Here is a 15,662-nt window from a genome sequence, read left to right on the forward strand (position 1 = left end):
TATGTTCTATATTTATATTATTTTTGATTTTGCAATGGCAGTAATTATGCTTTTATTTGGAATATGGTTTTATAGGTCAAAAGGACAAGCATCCAACTTCTTGTCTGGTTATAATATGAAATCTGCAGAAGAACGAAAAAAATATGATGAAAATGCTATGTGTAAGGCATATGGGAAGAGAATGATGCTTATGTCACTTCCTTTTATTGCTGGAATGATTATAGATATTTGGTATATAGGAACTGGTTGTTTAATTGCATGGGCGATATGGTTTGTTATGTTTATTCTGTTGCTTATAGATAGACATAAAAGAGAAAGTTAATTTATAGAAAAATAGAATGTTTTCGGGGTGAAAATACCGTTTATTTGTTTTAGACATATGATGTCCGATTGAAAATTAGCGGATTCTCGTTTTATGTCGTGGTAATTTTGCTATATATTGGTAAGCTGTAAGTGGAAGAGAGGTAGAGACATGGATACAAAAAAGATTGGAGCTTTTTTAAAGCAATGTCGTAAAGAAAAGAATCTTACGCAAGAGCAGCTTGCCGAGAAGTTTGAGGTATCTGCAAGAACAGTTTCCAGATGGGAAACAGGAATAAATATGCCAGATCTCAGTATACTTGTTCAACTTGCTGAGTATTACGATGTTGAGATAAGAGAGCTCCTGGATGGAGAAAGGAGCCAGACTATGAATAAAGAGATGAAAGAAACACTGGACAAAGTGGCGGTGTATGAAGAATGGGTGAAACAAAAAGCATTAAAGGCTGGAAATCTTGCATTTGCATCAATGTTTGTGATTAGTGTGTTAGCGATTATTATTCAGATGTTATTAACGGTGGATATTCGCTTGGTTTTAGGAGAGACAGCAACTGCTTTGGTAGGAGGAATTCTGTATGCTTCTATTATGGTGTACAATGGAATATGGGATAAATGTTTGCCCAAAAGTGCTACTATATGGCGCGATTTTTTCACCAGTGTGATATGTGCAGGAATTTTTACAGTCATCTATGGCATATGTTTATTTAGAATGGGAGCTACAGAAACACAGGTAACACGATTAGCAGTGGGATTTCTGATTGGTATTACTATTGTGGCATTTATTGTTCTTAGGCTCTTGGCATTTATTAATCGAAAAAGAAACCAGAATTCGTCAAATGTTCAGGAGAAAAAGGAAACTTCCATATCTAAGGCAGAATGGACAAAAATTTATAATGCACAGAATATAGTAGAGACAGAACAACTCGTAGAAATGTTAAAGCAAAATGGAATAGCAGCTTTTTCACAGGAAGCAGGTGCGAATGTTGCAATGCATGGGGCACCTGGATTTGGAATATATGGTGTGGATATATTCGTGAAAACCGATGATGCAGAGAAGGCAGTACAGTTGATCAAGGAGATTAATAACCAAGAATGAAGAAAATTTTTGACATTTTCACACATGCGTGCTAATATGATTATAGAAAAAGAGTGCTACCGATAGACGGTTAGTCCGATATATGTTTTGACAAAAATTGCCGCTTAGTTTACCAGACCAGGGCGGCTATTTTTGTGGTTTATTATTATCCTTGCCAAAGGTATATCCAAGACCAAAGCAGGTTAAGCCGAAGCTCACTACTGCTATAAAATCAACAATACTCATGGCTTAGCCCTCCTTTCCAGTGGATTCTCTTTCGAGTTTCTATGTAATCAGAGGGTCACAGTCCCTCTGCTGAAGGACTAACCGCCTACCGTTATGATAGCACCCATGTTTCGATTATAACAGTCAAGGTGGGAATCTGCAACCGGAAAGTTGACAGCTCATGAAAATCTGGCTGTGATACCGTTTTGATACTAAAAAATGAAGAGAACAGAAATATAGCGTAGAAATCCTATAACACAGGACAATAAAGACACGAAAATCACAGAAAATAATGAGATTTTAAGAACCTCACAAACGTGAAGGTGGTAGAACAGTAGGTTCAGGTAAGGTTGCTACAATTATCGAATAATACGATATGTTGGCGAATAGCCTATAAATAAAGGGACTTAGGAGCTTTTCCTAAGTCCTTTTTCTTTTAGTGGTACTAAAATGGTACTACTTTGTTTAACTTTTCTGCTAACTCATCAGCTCTGGAAGGGTATAAATGACTATAAGTGTTAAGGGTAGTTTCAACTCGTTCATGCCCTAATCTTTCAGAAATCAGTAATGGATTAATACCCATATCAATTAGTAAACTTGCATGTGAATGTCTAAAATCATGTACTCGTATCTTTTTTAGTCCTGCCTGTTCACTTTTCTTTTTGAGTTCCTTATAAAGAATAGCTTTGGTATATGGAAAGACACGGTCGGTCATCTTATAGCCATAAATTCTTTCAATATAATTACTTAAATCTTTAACCAGTAATTGGGGAATAGTTATTTCTCTGTTACTCTTAGGTGTCTTGGGTGAAGTAACATTGACTTTTCCACCTTTGAAATTTACAGTCTTATTAATTCTAATTATCCCATTATCTAAATCCAAATCATTATATGTTAGTGCTAATAGTTCTCCTATACGCATTCCGGTGTAATATAAAGTTTGAAACATTGTATACTTTGTAATATCATCAACAAGTGCAATAAACTTAAAATATTCTTCTTTAGTCCAGAATGTTATTTTGTTTCGTTTTCTTTTCCCCATACTTCCAGCTAAATGACATGGATTTTCTTTTAAATTATAAAATTTTACAGCAAAGTTTAAAGTAGCAACAAGCAGGTTGTTCATTCGTTTAAGGTATGCATCCGAATATCCCTGGGAAATCTGTTTATTTTGCCATGCCCTTATATCAGCAGGAGTTAATAAATTAATTGGTTTATTGCCCAAATATGGAAGTATTCTATTGTTCAATAAATGTTTATGACCATCATAAGTTACTTCTTTTAGTCTGGTTTTTATGTCTTTTAGATATAATTGAGCTAGTGAGTTTAAAGTCATATCAGGTTCGCCCTGCATTTGCAGCAAAAACTCACGTTCCCAATTAACAGCATCTTTTTTTAGTTTGAAGCCACGTTTCTTTTTTTGCTTTTTTTCTCCTGTGTAATCAATGTAATAAGTTTTCACATAGTAAGTGTTTCTAGTTTCATCTTTAAAAACTGCCATATTGTATCTCCTTTCTTCCCTAAAAAGGATATAAAAATAACACCCAGCATTTGACCAGGTGCTCCAAAAATGATACAATACAACTTGTCTAGGGTGGTATTTATATCACTTGTGGAGCTGGTCGTTAGCGGCTGGCTCTTTTTTATGTAGTTTGAATTATTTATTAGATAACGAAAAAGACCCCACATTACTGTGAGGTCCCAAATTTAATAATCAATAACAATTAATGCCCTATAGGCTACATTTTAATTGTAACTAGATTATACTATATTGTATGCTCACAGTCAAGAATCCTTAAACCCCTCGAATTCGAGGGGGTAAAAGAAAAAGGCAGGTAACCGAAGCTACCTGCCAACGTTAGACCAAATTATAAGATGGGCGGCGTATCCATCATCTCAGGTACTCTTACGAGTGCGTCGGGAGCCTTTCCGACCTTTATAATTCAGTTTCAGTCTTATTTTATGTAACTCGATTATAAATTATTAAATACTATTTGTCAAATTTTTTTAATCTTCCGTTTTTTAATCTATGTTGCAGTTTGGAATTTGTTATCGTATGTAAAGTTGCAACATATAAATAGTCTTTGGAGACATCAAGTTTGATACCAATCTGAATATTTGCATCAAAAATCTTTACTAACTCAAAACTTTTTTCCTTTTCGTTAGGATTAATACCTATATAGTCGGGAAAGGAAATGATTTCTTCAAGTTTCGATAAGTAATCTATACATTCAGGGTGTCTTTTTTCTATATGCTTGACTAAGCCCTCCGATTTGTATATATAATCATAACCAGATATAAATTCATAATATTCCGAAAATATATTAGGAGTGTTAATAATAGGTTTTATATTATTGTTCATATATTATTTCCTTTAATGAGCTATTAACTCTAAATAACCAACGTTTAATCCCTTGTTTAGAAAATCTCCATTTTCAATATGTTTAAGTTCGTGGAAATAAGTAATTAACCACTGACTTTGTGAATGACGACTGTTTATATAGATTGTGTAGTAATCGTCCGCAGGGTCGTAACCAACAAATCCTTTTATACTAATTGGCATATCAACAAAAAGAACTCTAAAGTTATCACCTCTCATTTGTATCTCACCCCTTTTTCATTTATGTCCTTGATTGAAAAACTCATTGCAACAACTTTTCAGAAATCACAATGATTTTGTTGCGTTAACTTTTTCAATTAAGGGTTTTCATTTATGTGATATGTTAATTTTAATATTTATGCTGTCCAATAATCAGGACTTCTATAATTCTCCTTTAAAAGCCTTAACCATAGATATTACTTTTTTCATATCTTCTGGTGAGCAATCTTTTGTTGTGTCAAACAGTATTTTTAAATCAGGATTATCAAATATCTCCTGAGCTAATTGCTGCGTTTCAGGATTGGTATAGTAGGATTCTTCCTCCTGGTTGGATTTATCTTCAATTAAGTCGGATTTATTTATGTGAAAATAATCAGCAAGAGCTTGAACCTTCCCCATACGAGGAATAGCGATTCCTTTACACCAGGTATTAAATGTTTGTGGTGAAACACCTATTTTAGTAGCTATTTCAAGTTGCGTTTTTCCACTTTTCTGAATATAATTATTTAAATTTTTTGAAAAAATTATTTTTTGCATATCTTCACTCATATAAATCACTTCCTTTCGTTTTATATATTAACATAATACAATTTAATTTTATTCTAGTCAACAAAAAAACAAAAAAAATTTGATTTCGGTATTGACATCAAATTAAATTTGATTTATTATATAGGAGTAGCAAGGAGATAGCAGGAAAGGAGAAAAGAAATGGAACATGAAGAAATGAATTTAAAGGAAGGAGTGAAAAAGGTGGCTGAAATACAAATAAGCCTTGCAGCAGCTAGAGTAAATGCTGGGATGACACAGGAAGATGTGGCAAGAGAAATGCACGTTTCAAAAAATACAATAGTAAATTGGGAAAAAGGAACTTCTGAACCATCAATTAATCAGGGGAAAGAGTTAGCGTCTTTATATAATATTCCATTAGATTATATTTTTTTACCTTGCAAATCAAATTAAATTTGATTAAAGCAAAAATATTCAGTAAGAAATTTCCAGAATATAGCATTGAATATCTATTTAAAACAGAGTAGGAGGTAATCGAAATTGGAAGTTGGAGTGAAAATCAAGGAATATTTAGAAGAAAAAGGAATAACACAAACGTTTATTAGCAGAAAAACTGGTATTGAACTTCCGAAGTTAAATTTGGCACTTAATGGGAAAAGAAGAATTACACTTGAAGAATATTCATTAATTTGCGGTGTGTTGAAATTGAATACTGATTTTTTCTTAAAACCACGTTTACCTGATGAAACAAAAAACTGCTAGGAGCTCCATTCCTAACAGTTTGATGCTAAATTTTTTAACCCTATGTACTTTGCAGGTTTTCACCACACTTAATGGAGCTAAGCGTTTCTATTAAGTACTCCGTCACTTATGCAGTTTTAGTTCAGCAATAATTTTGTAATAAGATTAGTGGCCCATTAGTTGACGGATTGAGAGGAATATCCAGTACGGTGAAGCATTTTTAACGAGTGCCGTCTCTTGCGTTTAACCTCTTCTCTGAGTAAGTAACGCCGTACTAATTATTGCATTTAACGCCAGTTTAAAATGTTTTGGCTACCATTTTTGCGACCTCAAATTTCGGGAACAGGGCAAAGTCAAAAGCTTGGTCAATATGATCAACTCCTTTCTTGCCCGATATGGGTAAGAAAATATTAACATTATCTAAATAAAAATTCAAGTTTTCAAAATAAAGAAAAAAGTGTCTTAAAAAGACACAAGAAAGGAGAAATTAATGAGGTATTCATTAAAAGAACTACGTGCTAGAAAGGGATTAAGTCAGTTAGAAACGGCAGAAAAACTCGGTGTTTCTGTACAAACTTATAATGCTTGGGAAGCTGATTTTGGTATGGTTAAAGTACGTAATGCCGTAAAAATAGCTAATTTATTCGGAGTAAAGGTTGATGATATTTTTTTTAACATAGAACCCGAAAATAATTCAAGTAAATAAGAAAAAGGAGTAAAGATGAAGCAAGGAGCAACAATGGATAGTCAAAAAGAAATCATAATCTATGGGTTGTGCTAGGACGTAATTAATAATTGTGATGGATTGCTTCATCAAAATGTAAGTAGGAATAGGATTGCTTAAAAAGTAAGAAATTGAAACAATCTTATATCCATTCTTTTTAAGAATTTGCATCTCTTTTAAAGAATTAACATATTTTCTATCCATGATATCACCTCCTCTCGAGGTTTAGTCACAGCCCATATTAATATCAAAACGAAAGGAGCAAAGGAAGGATACAGACAACCATTAGGATACCAACAGAGCTACACGTAAATCTTAAGGAATTGGAGAAGAAAAGAGGTTTGACAGTTAATGCGTTAATTATTCAGGCTTTATGGAAATTATAGGAGGTGAGTAATATGCCTGAAAAACAATTTATGGGAGCAAAGGATATTGCTCAAACAATGGAGTGTAGTCTTTCATTTGCATACAAAATAATTAAGCAGATGAATGCAGAATTGAAAGAGAAAGGCTACATTACAATGTCAGGCAAGGTTCCAACTAAATATTTTAATGAAAGATTTTATTCATAGAAGGGAGTGATTGAATTAGTTGAAAGTAATAGATTTAATCAAAGGTATAACAGACAGTGAAACATTATCGTCAATGATGATTGATTTAGTTAATGAAGCACCAACAATTGATAAATTAACACCGATTTTGGAAAGAGAGTTAACAGAAGAACAGCTACAGACAATTAAGTCCATAGCTGATTCTGGAAATTATCCATTATCTTTGATAAAGGGAGAAATAGCAAAAGACAACAGACAAGTAGTGTAAATCATAATATATAGAAAGGAGTGATGGAGGAACATATGGATGTGTTAATTTATGTGAATTATCAGGGCAAGGAATATTGCTGGGATGATTTGTCAAAAAGTCAACAGAAAGAATTTACAGAAAAGTTAAACCAACAGACAGCAAATCAGTTGGGATATGTAAAAAGTAATTAGGAGGAAAAAATGATAAAAGCAGATGGAGCAGAGGTAATTATTAAAGGCACTCCAGAAAAAATAATGGCAGAAACAGTGTTGATATTGAAATCAGTTAAAAGTGGTCTGGTTGAAGTGCTGGGTGAAACAAATGGTGAGAAAGCATACAAAGATATGTTGGAACTTTCAAACATGACAGAGGATGAAATTGAGGAAAAAGTCAAAGGAGCAAAGAGAAAGCTTTCCAACATGATAGCGGAAAATTTTTTGAAGTCTTTAATGGAATAATGGAGGATACAATGCAGCAAAGATTAGAAGTAAGAGAAATAAAAGAAGAGCCTGACGTACAAAATATACGGTCAAGCTCTAACAAAAATAAACCAATTACAGATTATCACAGATTGAGCGAAAAGTACAGAGTTGCTAACAGATACAAAAATATAATGATAGGAATTGTTACTGCACTTGTGATGTGGTACAACGACTGGATTTGTGTTGAAAGTATTCCACTAAGACTTCTATATGCAGGTGGAATAGTGTTAGTAATGAGTTTTTTGTGTGGAGCAGTTGATGAAATATTAATGGAGGAATAATAGATGGATAGTATAAAAATAAACAGTTTGGAATTGGAAAATGTAAAGAGAATTAAGGCAGTTAAATTAGAGCCAACGGAAAACGGTTTAACTGTAATAGGTGGAAACAATGGCCAGGGTAAAACATCAGTACTTGACAGTATAGCATGGGCTTTAGGTGGAAACAAATTTAAACCATCAAGTCCTGAAAGAGATGGTTCGGTCATTCCGCCAAATTTACATATTGAGTTGAGTAATGGTTTGGTGGTTGAAAGAAAAGGAAAGAACAGTGACTTAAAGGTAACGGATCCAAATGGAAACAAAGCAGGTCAGTTGTTGTTAGACACATTTATTGAAGAATTAGCATTAAACTTACCAAAGTTTATGAATGCCAATGATAAAGAAAAAGCAGATACATTATTAAAAATTATTGGTGTTGGAGACACTCTTTATGCATTGGATGAAGAAATTAAGACATTAGTAAACGAAAGGCTCTTGATTGGGAGAGTTGCTGATCAGAAAAAGAAATACGCTGATGAACAGCCATATTATGATAATGTCCCAAGTGAATTAATTTCACCTCAGGAGCTTATCAGACAGCAGCAGGAAATACTCGCCAGAAATGGAGAAAATCAGAAAAAACGTGAAAAGGTAAGTTTATATGAAGCACAGGTAAGCTTAAAGGATGCATCTGTTAAGCAGCTTGAAGGACAGATTACTGAACTTAGTATTAAAATTGAAGAAGTAAGAAAAGAAAAAGCAGAGTTGGAGCAGAACCTTGCAATAGCTAAAACTGATGCATTAACACTTCAGGATGAATCAACAGCAGAACTGGAAAACAATATTGCAAACATTGAAGAGTTAAATCGTAAAATAAGAGCAAATATGGATAAGGAAAAAGCTGAAGAGGATGCAAAAGTCGAAAAGACCAAGTATGATGCATTAACCACACAGATTGAAGACAAGAGAAAGGAAAGAATTAATCTGTTAAATAATGCGAGTCTTCCACTTCCTGAATTATCAATTGAAGATAATGCATTGACCTATAAGGGACAGAAATGGGATAACATGTCAGGTAGTGAACAGTTGAAAGTAGCTACTGCCATAGTAAGAAAATTAAATCCTAATTGTGGTTTTGTTTTAATAGACAAGCTTGAACAAATGGATGTAAACACTTTAAAAGAATTTGGACAGTGGATTGAAAAAGAAGGCTTGCAGGCAATTGCAACAAGAGTTGGCGCAGGAGACGAATGTTCAATCATTATAGAGGATGGATATTCAAACAATATTGACAAGAAAGAAGAATCCGTACCGAAATTTCAGGAAGGAGTATTTTAATGGAAATTATCAGAGGAAAGATTAAAAGTGCAAAAAAAGTAGTAATTTACGGACCTGAAGGAATTGGTAAATCCACATTTGCCGCACAGTTTCCGGAGCCACTATTCATAGATACAGAAGGCAGTACGGCAGAATTAAATGTTGCAAGAACAAAAAGACCCTCAAGCTGGACCATGATTATTGAACAGATAAAGGAAGTAATGAATACACCCGGTTTATGCAAAACATTAGTCATTGACACTATTGACTGGGCAGAAAATCTTTGTGTTGAGCATGTGTGCCAGGCAAGAGGCAAAAAGGGAATTGAAGATTTTGGTTATGGTAATGGATATGTGTATAGCAAAGAAGAATTTGGAAGATTTCTTAATCTTTTATCTGATGTTAAGGATAAAGGAATCAATGTTGTATTAACAGCCCATGCGCAGTTAAGAAAATTTGAACAGCCGGATGAACTTGGAGCATATGACAGATGGGAGTTGAAGCTGGGGAAGAAAACGGCATCTCAGACGGCACCATTGATTAAAGAATGGTCGGACATGTTATTGTTTGCCAACTATAAGACAATTGTGGTTGCCACAGACGACCAGGGAAAGAAGCATAAAGCGCAGGGTGGAAAAAGAGTGATGTATACAACCCATCATCCTTGTTGGGATGCAAAAAACAGATATGATTTACCTGAGGAGACAGCATTCGATTATTCAGTTATTGCGCCAATTATTGAATCTTCTTCATCTGTAAAGGAAGAAAATACTGTATCAACACAGAATGTTAATATCAATAATTTAAATATTAATAACACAAATGTGTCAAAGGCAAATGATAATAAAGTAAGCGAACCTAAGAAATCGACATCAGTACCCGCAAATGAAAATAAAACAGCTGACTTAGGCTCAGATGCCATGAGAAAGTTGAATGATTTGATGGTGGCTTATAACGTTAATGAAAAGGAAATTCAGGAAGCGGTGGCAAGCAGGGGATATTACCCGATTGATACACCAATACAGAATTATGATGAAGGTTTTGTTAATGGCTGCCTGGTTGCAGCATGGAATCAGATATATGCAGTTATTAAAAAAACAAAAGAGTCCAGAGGAGAATTTGTTAGTGCAGAACAAAGTGAATTACCATTTAATTTTTAATAAAAGGAGGAAAGAGAAATGTCAGAAGTAATTGAAAGAGAATTAGGATGGGATGATGAAATAGAAAAGGATGGTCCGGAGTTTGTTTTGCTTCCCGAAGGTGATTATTCTTTTGAAGTAGTAGGATTTGAAAGAGCAAGACATAATGGAAGTGAAAAATTGCCAGCGTGTAACAAGGCAGTTTTAACAATCAGGTTGACATCTGATGATGGAGAAAAATCAACAACAATTAAACATAACTTATTTTTACATAGTAAGACAGAAGGAATGTTATGTGCCTTTTTTACTGCCATAGGACAGAGAAAAAAGGGAGAAAAAATAAACATGAACTGGAATCTCGTAATTGGCTCTAAAGGTCGTTGCAAGGTAGGTATTCACAGTTGGAAAAATGATAAAGGTGAAATCAATCAGTCAAATCAGATAAAACAGTTTTATGAGCCAACACCTGAAACAGCAAGCGGATGGAAGCCGGGACAGTTCTAATGGAATTAAGACCGTATCAGAAAGAATCTATGGAGTCTGTTTTTGAACAGTGGGAAGAAGTTGATAGAACATTATTGGTTCTTCCCACCGGATGTGGCAAAACAATAGTGTTTGCAAAAATTACTGAACAATGTGTAAAGGGTGGAAAAAGGGTTCTTATTTTGGCTCACAGAGGGGAGCTATTAGAACAGGCGGCAGATAAAATAGCAAAAACAACAGGACTTGGATGTGCAACGGAAAAAGCAGAGCAGTCAAGTTTGAACACATGGTACAGAATTGTAGTTGGCTCAGTGCAGACATTAATGAGAGAAAAGAGACTTAATCAGTTTGATAGAAACTATTTTGATGTGATTATCATTGATGAAGCACATCACTGTATATCAGACAGTTATCAAAAAGTATTGCAATATTTTAGTAATGCAAAAGTTTTAGGAGTAACAGCAACTCCTGACAGAGGAGACATGAAAAACCTTGGTTCTTACTTTGAATCACTGGCATATGAATATTCACTGCCAAAGGCTATTAAGGAAGGTTATTTATGTCCAATTAAAGCACAGACTATACCACTTAAACTTGATTTGTCAGGTGTAAGTCAGCAGGCAGGAGATTTTAAGACGAGTGACATTGACACGGCATTAGACCCATACTTATATCAAATTGGTGATGAAATGAAAAAATACTGTATAAACAGAAAAACTGTAGTGTTTTTACCTTTGGTTAAAACAAGTCAGAAGTTCACACATATTTTAAATGAATTGGGATTTAGTGCAGTTGAAGTAAATGGTGGAAGTGATAACAGAACAGAGGTTTTACAGGACTTTGATAACGGAAAATACAACGTGTTGTGCAATTCAATGCTATTAACAGAAGGTTGGGATTGTCCAAGTGTAGACTGTGTGGTTGTATTAAGACCAACAAAAGTAAGGGCATTGTACTCACAGATGGTTGGACGAGGTACAAGACTTTATGAAGGAAAGACGGAATTATTGCTTCTGGATTTCCTTTGGCATTCTGAAAGACATGAGTTATGCCATCCTGCACACTTAATCAGTGAAAGTGAAGAAGTAGCAAACCAGATTACAAAAAACATTGCTGAAGCAGGTTGTCCGGTAGATTTGGAAGAGGCAGAAGTTAAGGCACAGGAAGACGTTGTGGCACAGAGAGAGGAAAGCCTTGCTAAACAGCTGAAAGAAATGCGAAACAGAAAAAGAAAGCTGGTGGATCCACTGCAATTTGAAATGTCAATACAGGCAGAGGACTTAACCAATTATGTTCCGGCTTTTGGCTGGGAAATGGGACCCGCTACAGACAAGCAGGTAAAAACATTGGAAAAATTGGGAATATATCCTGATTCAATAGATAACGCAGGAAAAGCAGCAAAAATTTTAGACAAACTGGATAAGAGACGAATGGCAGGATTAACTACTCCTAAGCAGATTAGATTTTTAGAGAGTAGAGGATTTTTACATGTTGGAACATGGCAGTTTGATACAGCCAAACATCTGATAGACAGAATAGCGGCAAATGGTTGGAGGATTCCAAATGGAATTGTACCACAAGAGTATATTCCACAATAAGAGGATTTAGTGATGGAACAGCGATATGATTTATTAGAATTAATTAAATATATAAATCCGGCAGATTTGGAATACCAGGAATGGGTAAACGTTGGCATGGCTTTGAAAGAATCAGGTTATACAGCTAATGATTGGGATTCATGGAGTAAAGCTGACAGCAGATATCACCATGGAGAGTGCTTTAGAAAATGGCAGTCTTTCCATGGTAGCTCCAGTCCTGTTACAGCAGGAACTATCGTTCAAATGGCACGTGAAAACGGATGGGAGCCTAAAAGAAATGATTATGAACTTGATTGGGATGGAACTATTGGCAGCAAAGAGGATATGGTTGTTATCCAACAGGGATGGGTTGAAGGTAAAGAAATAAAGGAACCTAAAAACTGGAATCCGGTTAAGGAGCTTACAACGTATCTTGAAACATTGTTTGATTCTACCGAAAACGTAGGATATGTAACACAGACTTGGGAAAAGGAAGGCAAATTTTTGCCGACTAAGGGGTGCTGGGATCGAACTTCAGGAAAGTTGATTCAGGAACTGAACAAGTGTAATGGTGACATATGTAAGGTAATTGGTGATTATAACGATAAAGCAGGTGCGTGGATAAGATTTAATCCACTTGATGGAAAAGGTGTAAAGAATGATAACGTATCAGATTACAGATATGCCTTGGTGGAGTCTGATGTAGTGGAACTGGAGAAACAAAATGCAATCATTAGAGAATTGGAATTACCCATTGCCTGCCTGGTATATTCAGGTGGGAAAAGTCTTCATGCAATAGTAAAAATTGAAGCCACTGACTATACAGAATACAGAAAAAGAGTTGAATATTTATATGCGGTATGCAAAAAAAATGGACTTACTGTAGATACACAAAATAAAAATCCAAGCAGACTGTCAAGAATGCCCGGAGTAATCAGAAATGGCAAAAAACAGTTTTTAATTGATGTAAATATTGGAAAGGAATCATGGGAAGAGTGGAAGGAATGGATAGATGGAATCAATGATGATTTGCCAGACCCTGAAAGCCTAAGTGAGCAATGGGATAACATGCCCGAACTTGCACCACCTTTGATTGACAATGTATTAAGACAAGGGCACAAAATGTTGATTGCAGGTCCATCAAAAGCAGGAAAGTCTTTTGCATTAATAGAAATGTGTATAGCAATTGCTGAAGGCAAAAAATGGCTTGATTGGAAGTGTGCAAAGGGAAAGGTAATGTATGTGAACCTGGAGTTGGACAGAGCCTCATGTCTTCACAGATTTAAAGACGTATATCAGGCATTAGGATATGAGCCCCAAAATCTGTCAAATATAGACATTTGGAACTTAAGAGGTAAATCAATACCTATGGACAAACTGGCTCCTAAACTGATAAGAAGAGCAGCTAAAAAGAACTATATAGCCATTATTATTGACCCTATTTATAAAGTTATAACAGGTGATGAAAACTCAGCTGATCAGATGGCTAAATTTTGCAATCAGTTTGACAAGGTATGCAATGAATTGGGATGTGCGGTTATATATTGCCATCACCATTCAAAAGGTGGCCAGGGAACTAAAAAATCAATGGACAGAGCTTCAGGCAGCGGGGTGTTTGCGAGAGATCCTGATGCATTATTAGACCTGATTGAATTGGAAACTAATGACGATTTGATATTAAACAAAACCAATAATGCCATGTGTGATGTTATTGTACAGTATTTAAACGAAAAAGTTGATAACTGGGAAGATTTCATTTCACAGGATGATATGTGCAGTAGTGCACAAATGAAAGCAAAAGCGGAAAGACTATTAACACCGGCACAGTGGAAAGAACTCACAGAAAAATTGACTGTAAGAGTAAGTCAGGTGGAGCATATGAGTGCTTGGAGAGTGGAAGGAACTTTGCGTGAATTTAACAAGTTCCAACCTGTTAATCTATGGTTTGATTATCCAAGGCATGTAGTGGATAAAACAGGAGTTTTAAAAGATATTAATCCGGACGATGTTAATCCTAAACAGACATGGAAAAAGAACTTTAATAAAAACAAAAAAACACCGGAAGAAAGAAAAAAGGAAAGAATACAATCATTAGACCAGGCATTTGAAAGTTTAGCAACGTTTAATGAGGATAATACAGTTGACATAACATCATTGGCAGATTCAATGGGAGTAACTGAAAAGACCATCAGAAACAGACTAAAAGAACATGGTGGATTTTGGATAGACGAAGGGAAAGTTGGCAAAAAATAGGTGTCAGGGAAAGGAAAATCTCGGAGAAATTTCCCGAGAATTTCCCTGACCTTTTGGAGGGAAAAAGTCGATAAACACCGAGAATTTCCCTCAGAGGGAAAAAGTCGGTAAATTCCCGAGAATTTCCCTCAGAGGGAAAAAGTCGGTAAATTCCCGAGAATTTCCCTCAGAGGGAAAAAGTCGGTAAATTCCCGAGAATTTCCCTAGGGAAATATATATTACTACGTAATACGCGAGAAAAATTTCCCTCGTCAATGGGGAAAGTAGTTGTGCGTTAGCTTTCGCACAACAACTCCTTCCCCTGACATTGACAAAAAGGAGTTGAGTAGAGTGAGAAGTTTGGACTACACATTTTTGAAAACGGCAAAGGTAATGCCACCACTAAGACATAAAAACAGAACCGGTGATTTTGATGTGATGAACAGTGACGTGTGCGAATGGCTTATTAACATTCCTGAAGTAAGGCAAAAAGTTTTTGACATGGCAATTAATAAAAAATATATCAAGTACAATAGCAGCACGGGAAAATGGGAGGGTGCGGACTATGGCAAATAAATGTGAGTTTTTTATGCCAATGGTTCCACCGACTAAAACTTATCAGGAACATAAAGTTGCAGTGGTTAATGGTAAGCCTGTTTTTTATGAACCACAGGAACTAAAAGAAGCTAAGAGTAAGCTGATGGCATATCTGGCAAAAAATGTTCCGGATAAAAAATTTAACAGAGGAGTAATGTTGGTTGTTAAGTGGTTATTTCCCAAAGGTAGTCATAAAAACGGTGAGTACAGAACAACAAAGCCTGATACCGATAATTTACAGAAAATGTTAAAAGACTGCATGACTAGTTTGAATTTTTGGGAAGATGATTGTTTGGTGGTATCAGAACACGTTGAAAAGTTTTGGGCAGACCTTCCGGGAATATATATCCTGATACAGGAGGTGCAAAATGAATAAATTTATAACAGTTTACAACATTATGCTATTTGTTTGGCATGCGGTGTCAGAATACAAAGATAGGGATATATCTGATGATGCAGTATGTGAAGAAATGGTAAGAGAGTTGAATGGCATTTGTAGAGCGTATCCAGAAGAACATGAGAAATCATTGGTTAGGACAATTGCAACAGCAATAATGGAATACATATACGAAAAATAGACTAAGA

At 35.2% G+C, this 15,662-nt stretch carries 22 protein-coding genes; 18 read left to right on the forward strand and 4 right to left on the reverse strand.

The annotated features are described in order from the left end of the window. Position 1 precedes the first annotated feature (1 nt). Positions 2-322 carry a DUF3784 domain-containing protein gene (locus DWW68_RS06290; protein WP_008373534.1) on the forward strand — a complete coding sequence of 107 codons (321 nt, stop codon included), beginning with the start codon at positions 2-4 and terminating at the stop codon, positions 320-322. A 150-nt stretch (positions 323-472) separates the two neighbouring features. Next, entirely contained in the window at positions 473-1,414 is a 942-nt protein-coding gene (locus DWW68_RS06295) for a helix-turn-helix domain-containing protein (RefSeq protein ID WP_033126102.1), read from the forward strand. Between the two features lie 649 nt (positions 1,415-2,063). Here DWW68_RS06295 and DWW68_RS06300 read toward each other — a convergent pair. From DWW68_RS06300 to DWW68_RS06315, 4 genes are all read right to left on the reverse strand, one after another. Further along, positions 2,064-3,119 (reverse strand): site-specific integrase, encoded by a 1,056-nt coding sequence (locus DWW68_RS06300; RefSeq protein WP_118589736.1) that lies wholly within the window; start codon positions 3,117-3,119, stop codon positions 2,064-2,066. Positions 3,120-3,608: 489 nt separating this feature from the next. Continuing rightward, complete coding sequence (locus DWW68_RS06305; protein WP_118589735.1) at positions 3,609-3,980, reverse strand: hypothetical protein; 372 nt, start codon at positions 3,978-3,980, stop codon at positions 3,609-3,611. A gap of 12 nt (positions 3,981-3,992) precedes the next feature. Beyond that, entirely contained in the window at positions 3,993-4,217 is a 225-nt protein-coding gene (locus tag DWW68_RS06310) for an ImmA/IrrE family metallo-endopeptidase (protein ID WP_118589734.1), read from the reverse strand. Positions 4,218-4,379: 162 nt separating this feature from the next. Further along, complete coding sequence (locus tag DWW68_RS06315) at positions 4,380-4,766, reverse strand: helix-turn-helix transcriptional regulator (RefSeq protein WP_118589733.1); 387 nt, start codon at positions 4,764-4,766, stop codon at positions 4,380-4,382. A 159-nt stretch (positions 4,767-4,925) separates the two neighbouring features. Between DWW68_RS06315 and DWW68_RS06320 the strand changes: the two genes are divergently transcribed. From DWW68_RS06320 to DWW68_RS06390, 16 genes are all read left to right on the forward strand, one after another. Then, entirely contained in the window at positions 4,926-5,177 is a 252-nt protein-coding gene (locus tag DWW68_RS06320; RefSeq protein ID WP_243053098.1) for a helix-turn-helix transcriptional regulator, read from the forward strand. An 87-nt stretch (positions 5,178-5,264) separates the two neighbouring features. After that, the gene (locus DWW68_RS06325) at positions 5,265-5,486 is read left to right on the forward strand and encodes a helix-turn-helix transcriptional regulator (RefSeq protein ID WP_118589732.1); all 222 of its coding nucleotides are present in this window, start codon (positions 5,265-5,267) and stop codon (positions 5,484-5,486) included. 469 nt (positions 5,487-5,955) lie between these two features. After that, entirely contained in the window at positions 5,956-6,171 is a 216-nt protein-coding gene (locus DWW68_RS06330) for a helix-turn-helix transcriptional regulator (RefSeq protein WP_118589731.1), read from the forward strand. Between the two features lie 416 nt (positions 6,172-6,587). Continuing rightward, positions 6,588-6,761: a hypothetical protein gene (locus DWW68_RS13595; protein WP_186840534.1), complete on the forward strand. Its 174-nt coding sequence runs from the start codon at positions 6,588-6,590 to the stop codon at positions 6,759-6,761. 19 nt (positions 6,762-6,780) lie between these two features. Further along, a complete protein-coding gene (locus tag DWW68_RS06340) occupies positions 6,781-7,008 on the forward strand; it encodes a hypothetical protein (protein ID WP_118589729.1) in 228 nt (75 codons plus the stop codon). A gap of 35 nt (positions 7,009-7,043) precedes the next feature. Beyond that, a complete protein-coding gene (locus DWW68_RS13420) occupies positions 7,044-7,181 on the forward strand; it encodes a hypothetical protein (protein ID WP_158576817.1) in 138 nt (45 codons plus the stop codon). A gap of 9 nt (positions 7,182-7,190) precedes the next feature. Next, positions 7,191-7,448 (forward strand): hypothetical protein, encoded by a 258-nt coding sequence (locus tag DWW68_RS06345; RefSeq protein ID WP_118589728.1) that lies wholly within the window; start codon positions 7,191-7,193, stop codon positions 7,446-7,448. Positions 7,449-7,459: 11 nt separating this feature from the next. Continuing rightward, on the forward strand, positions 7,460-7,753 hold the full coding sequence (locus DWW68_RS06350) for a hypothetical protein (RefSeq protein ID WP_118589727.1): 294 nt from the start codon (positions 7,460-7,462) through the stop codon (positions 7,751-7,753). Between the two features lie 3 nt (positions 7,754-7,756). Beyond that, positions 7,757-9,070: an AAA family ATPase gene (locus tag DWW68_RS06355; protein WP_118589726.1), complete on the forward strand. Its 1,314-nt coding sequence runs from the start codon at positions 7,757-7,759 to the stop codon at positions 9,068-9,070. Beyond that, positions 9,070-10,209 (forward strand): ATP-binding protein, encoded by a 1,140-nt coding sequence (locus DWW68_RS06360; protein ID WP_118589725.1) that lies wholly within the window; start codon positions 9,070-9,072, stop codon positions 10,207-10,209. Before DWW68_RS06355 ends, DWW68_RS06360 begins: the two co-directional genes overlap by 1 nt. 18 nt (positions 10,210-10,227) lie before the next feature. After that, complete coding sequence (locus DWW68_RS06365; RefSeq protein ID WP_118589724.1) at positions 10,228-10,692, forward strand: DUF669 domain-containing protein; 465 nt, start codon at positions 10,228-10,230, stop codon at positions 10,690-10,692. After that, complete coding sequence (locus DWW68_RS06370) at positions 10,692-12,269, forward strand: DEAD/DEAH box helicase (protein WP_118589723.1); 1,578 nt, start codon at positions 10,692-10,694, stop codon at positions 12,267-12,269. Before DWW68_RS06365 ends, DWW68_RS06370 begins: the two co-directional genes overlap by 1 nt. Positions 12,270-12,281: 12 nt before the next feature. Next, positions 12,282-14,501, forward strand: coding sequence for an AAA family ATPase (locus tag DWW68_RS06375; protein WP_118589722.1), 2,220 nt, complete (start codon positions 12,282-12,284; stop codon positions 14,499-14,501). A gap of 330 nt (positions 14,502-14,831) precedes the next feature. After that, positions 14,832-15,056 (forward strand): hypothetical protein, encoded by a 225-nt coding sequence (locus DWW68_RS06380; protein WP_118590276.1) that lies wholly within the window; start codon positions 14,832-14,834, stop codon positions 15,054-15,056. Then, on the forward strand, positions 15,046-15,453 hold the full coding sequence (locus tag DWW68_RS06385) for a RusA family crossover junction endodeoxyribonuclease (RefSeq protein WP_243053115.1): 408 nt from the start codon (positions 15,046-15,048) through the stop codon (positions 15,451-15,453). The genes DWW68_RS06380 and DWW68_RS06385 overlap by 11 nt, the downstream gene beginning before the upstream one ends. After that, complete coding sequence (locus DWW68_RS06390) at positions 15,446-15,655, forward strand: hypothetical protein (protein WP_118590279.1); 210 nt, start codon at positions 15,446-15,448, stop codon at positions 15,653-15,655. Before DWW68_RS06385 ends, DWW68_RS06390 begins: the two co-directional genes overlap by 8 nt. Positions 15,656-15,662: the final 7 nt, after the last annotated feature.

Source organism: Eubacterium sp. AF16-48 (assembly GCF_003479405.1).
Classification (GTDB): domain Bacteria; phylum Bacillota; class Clostridia; order Lachnospirales; family Lachnospiraceae; genus Eubacterium_G; species Eubacterium_G segne.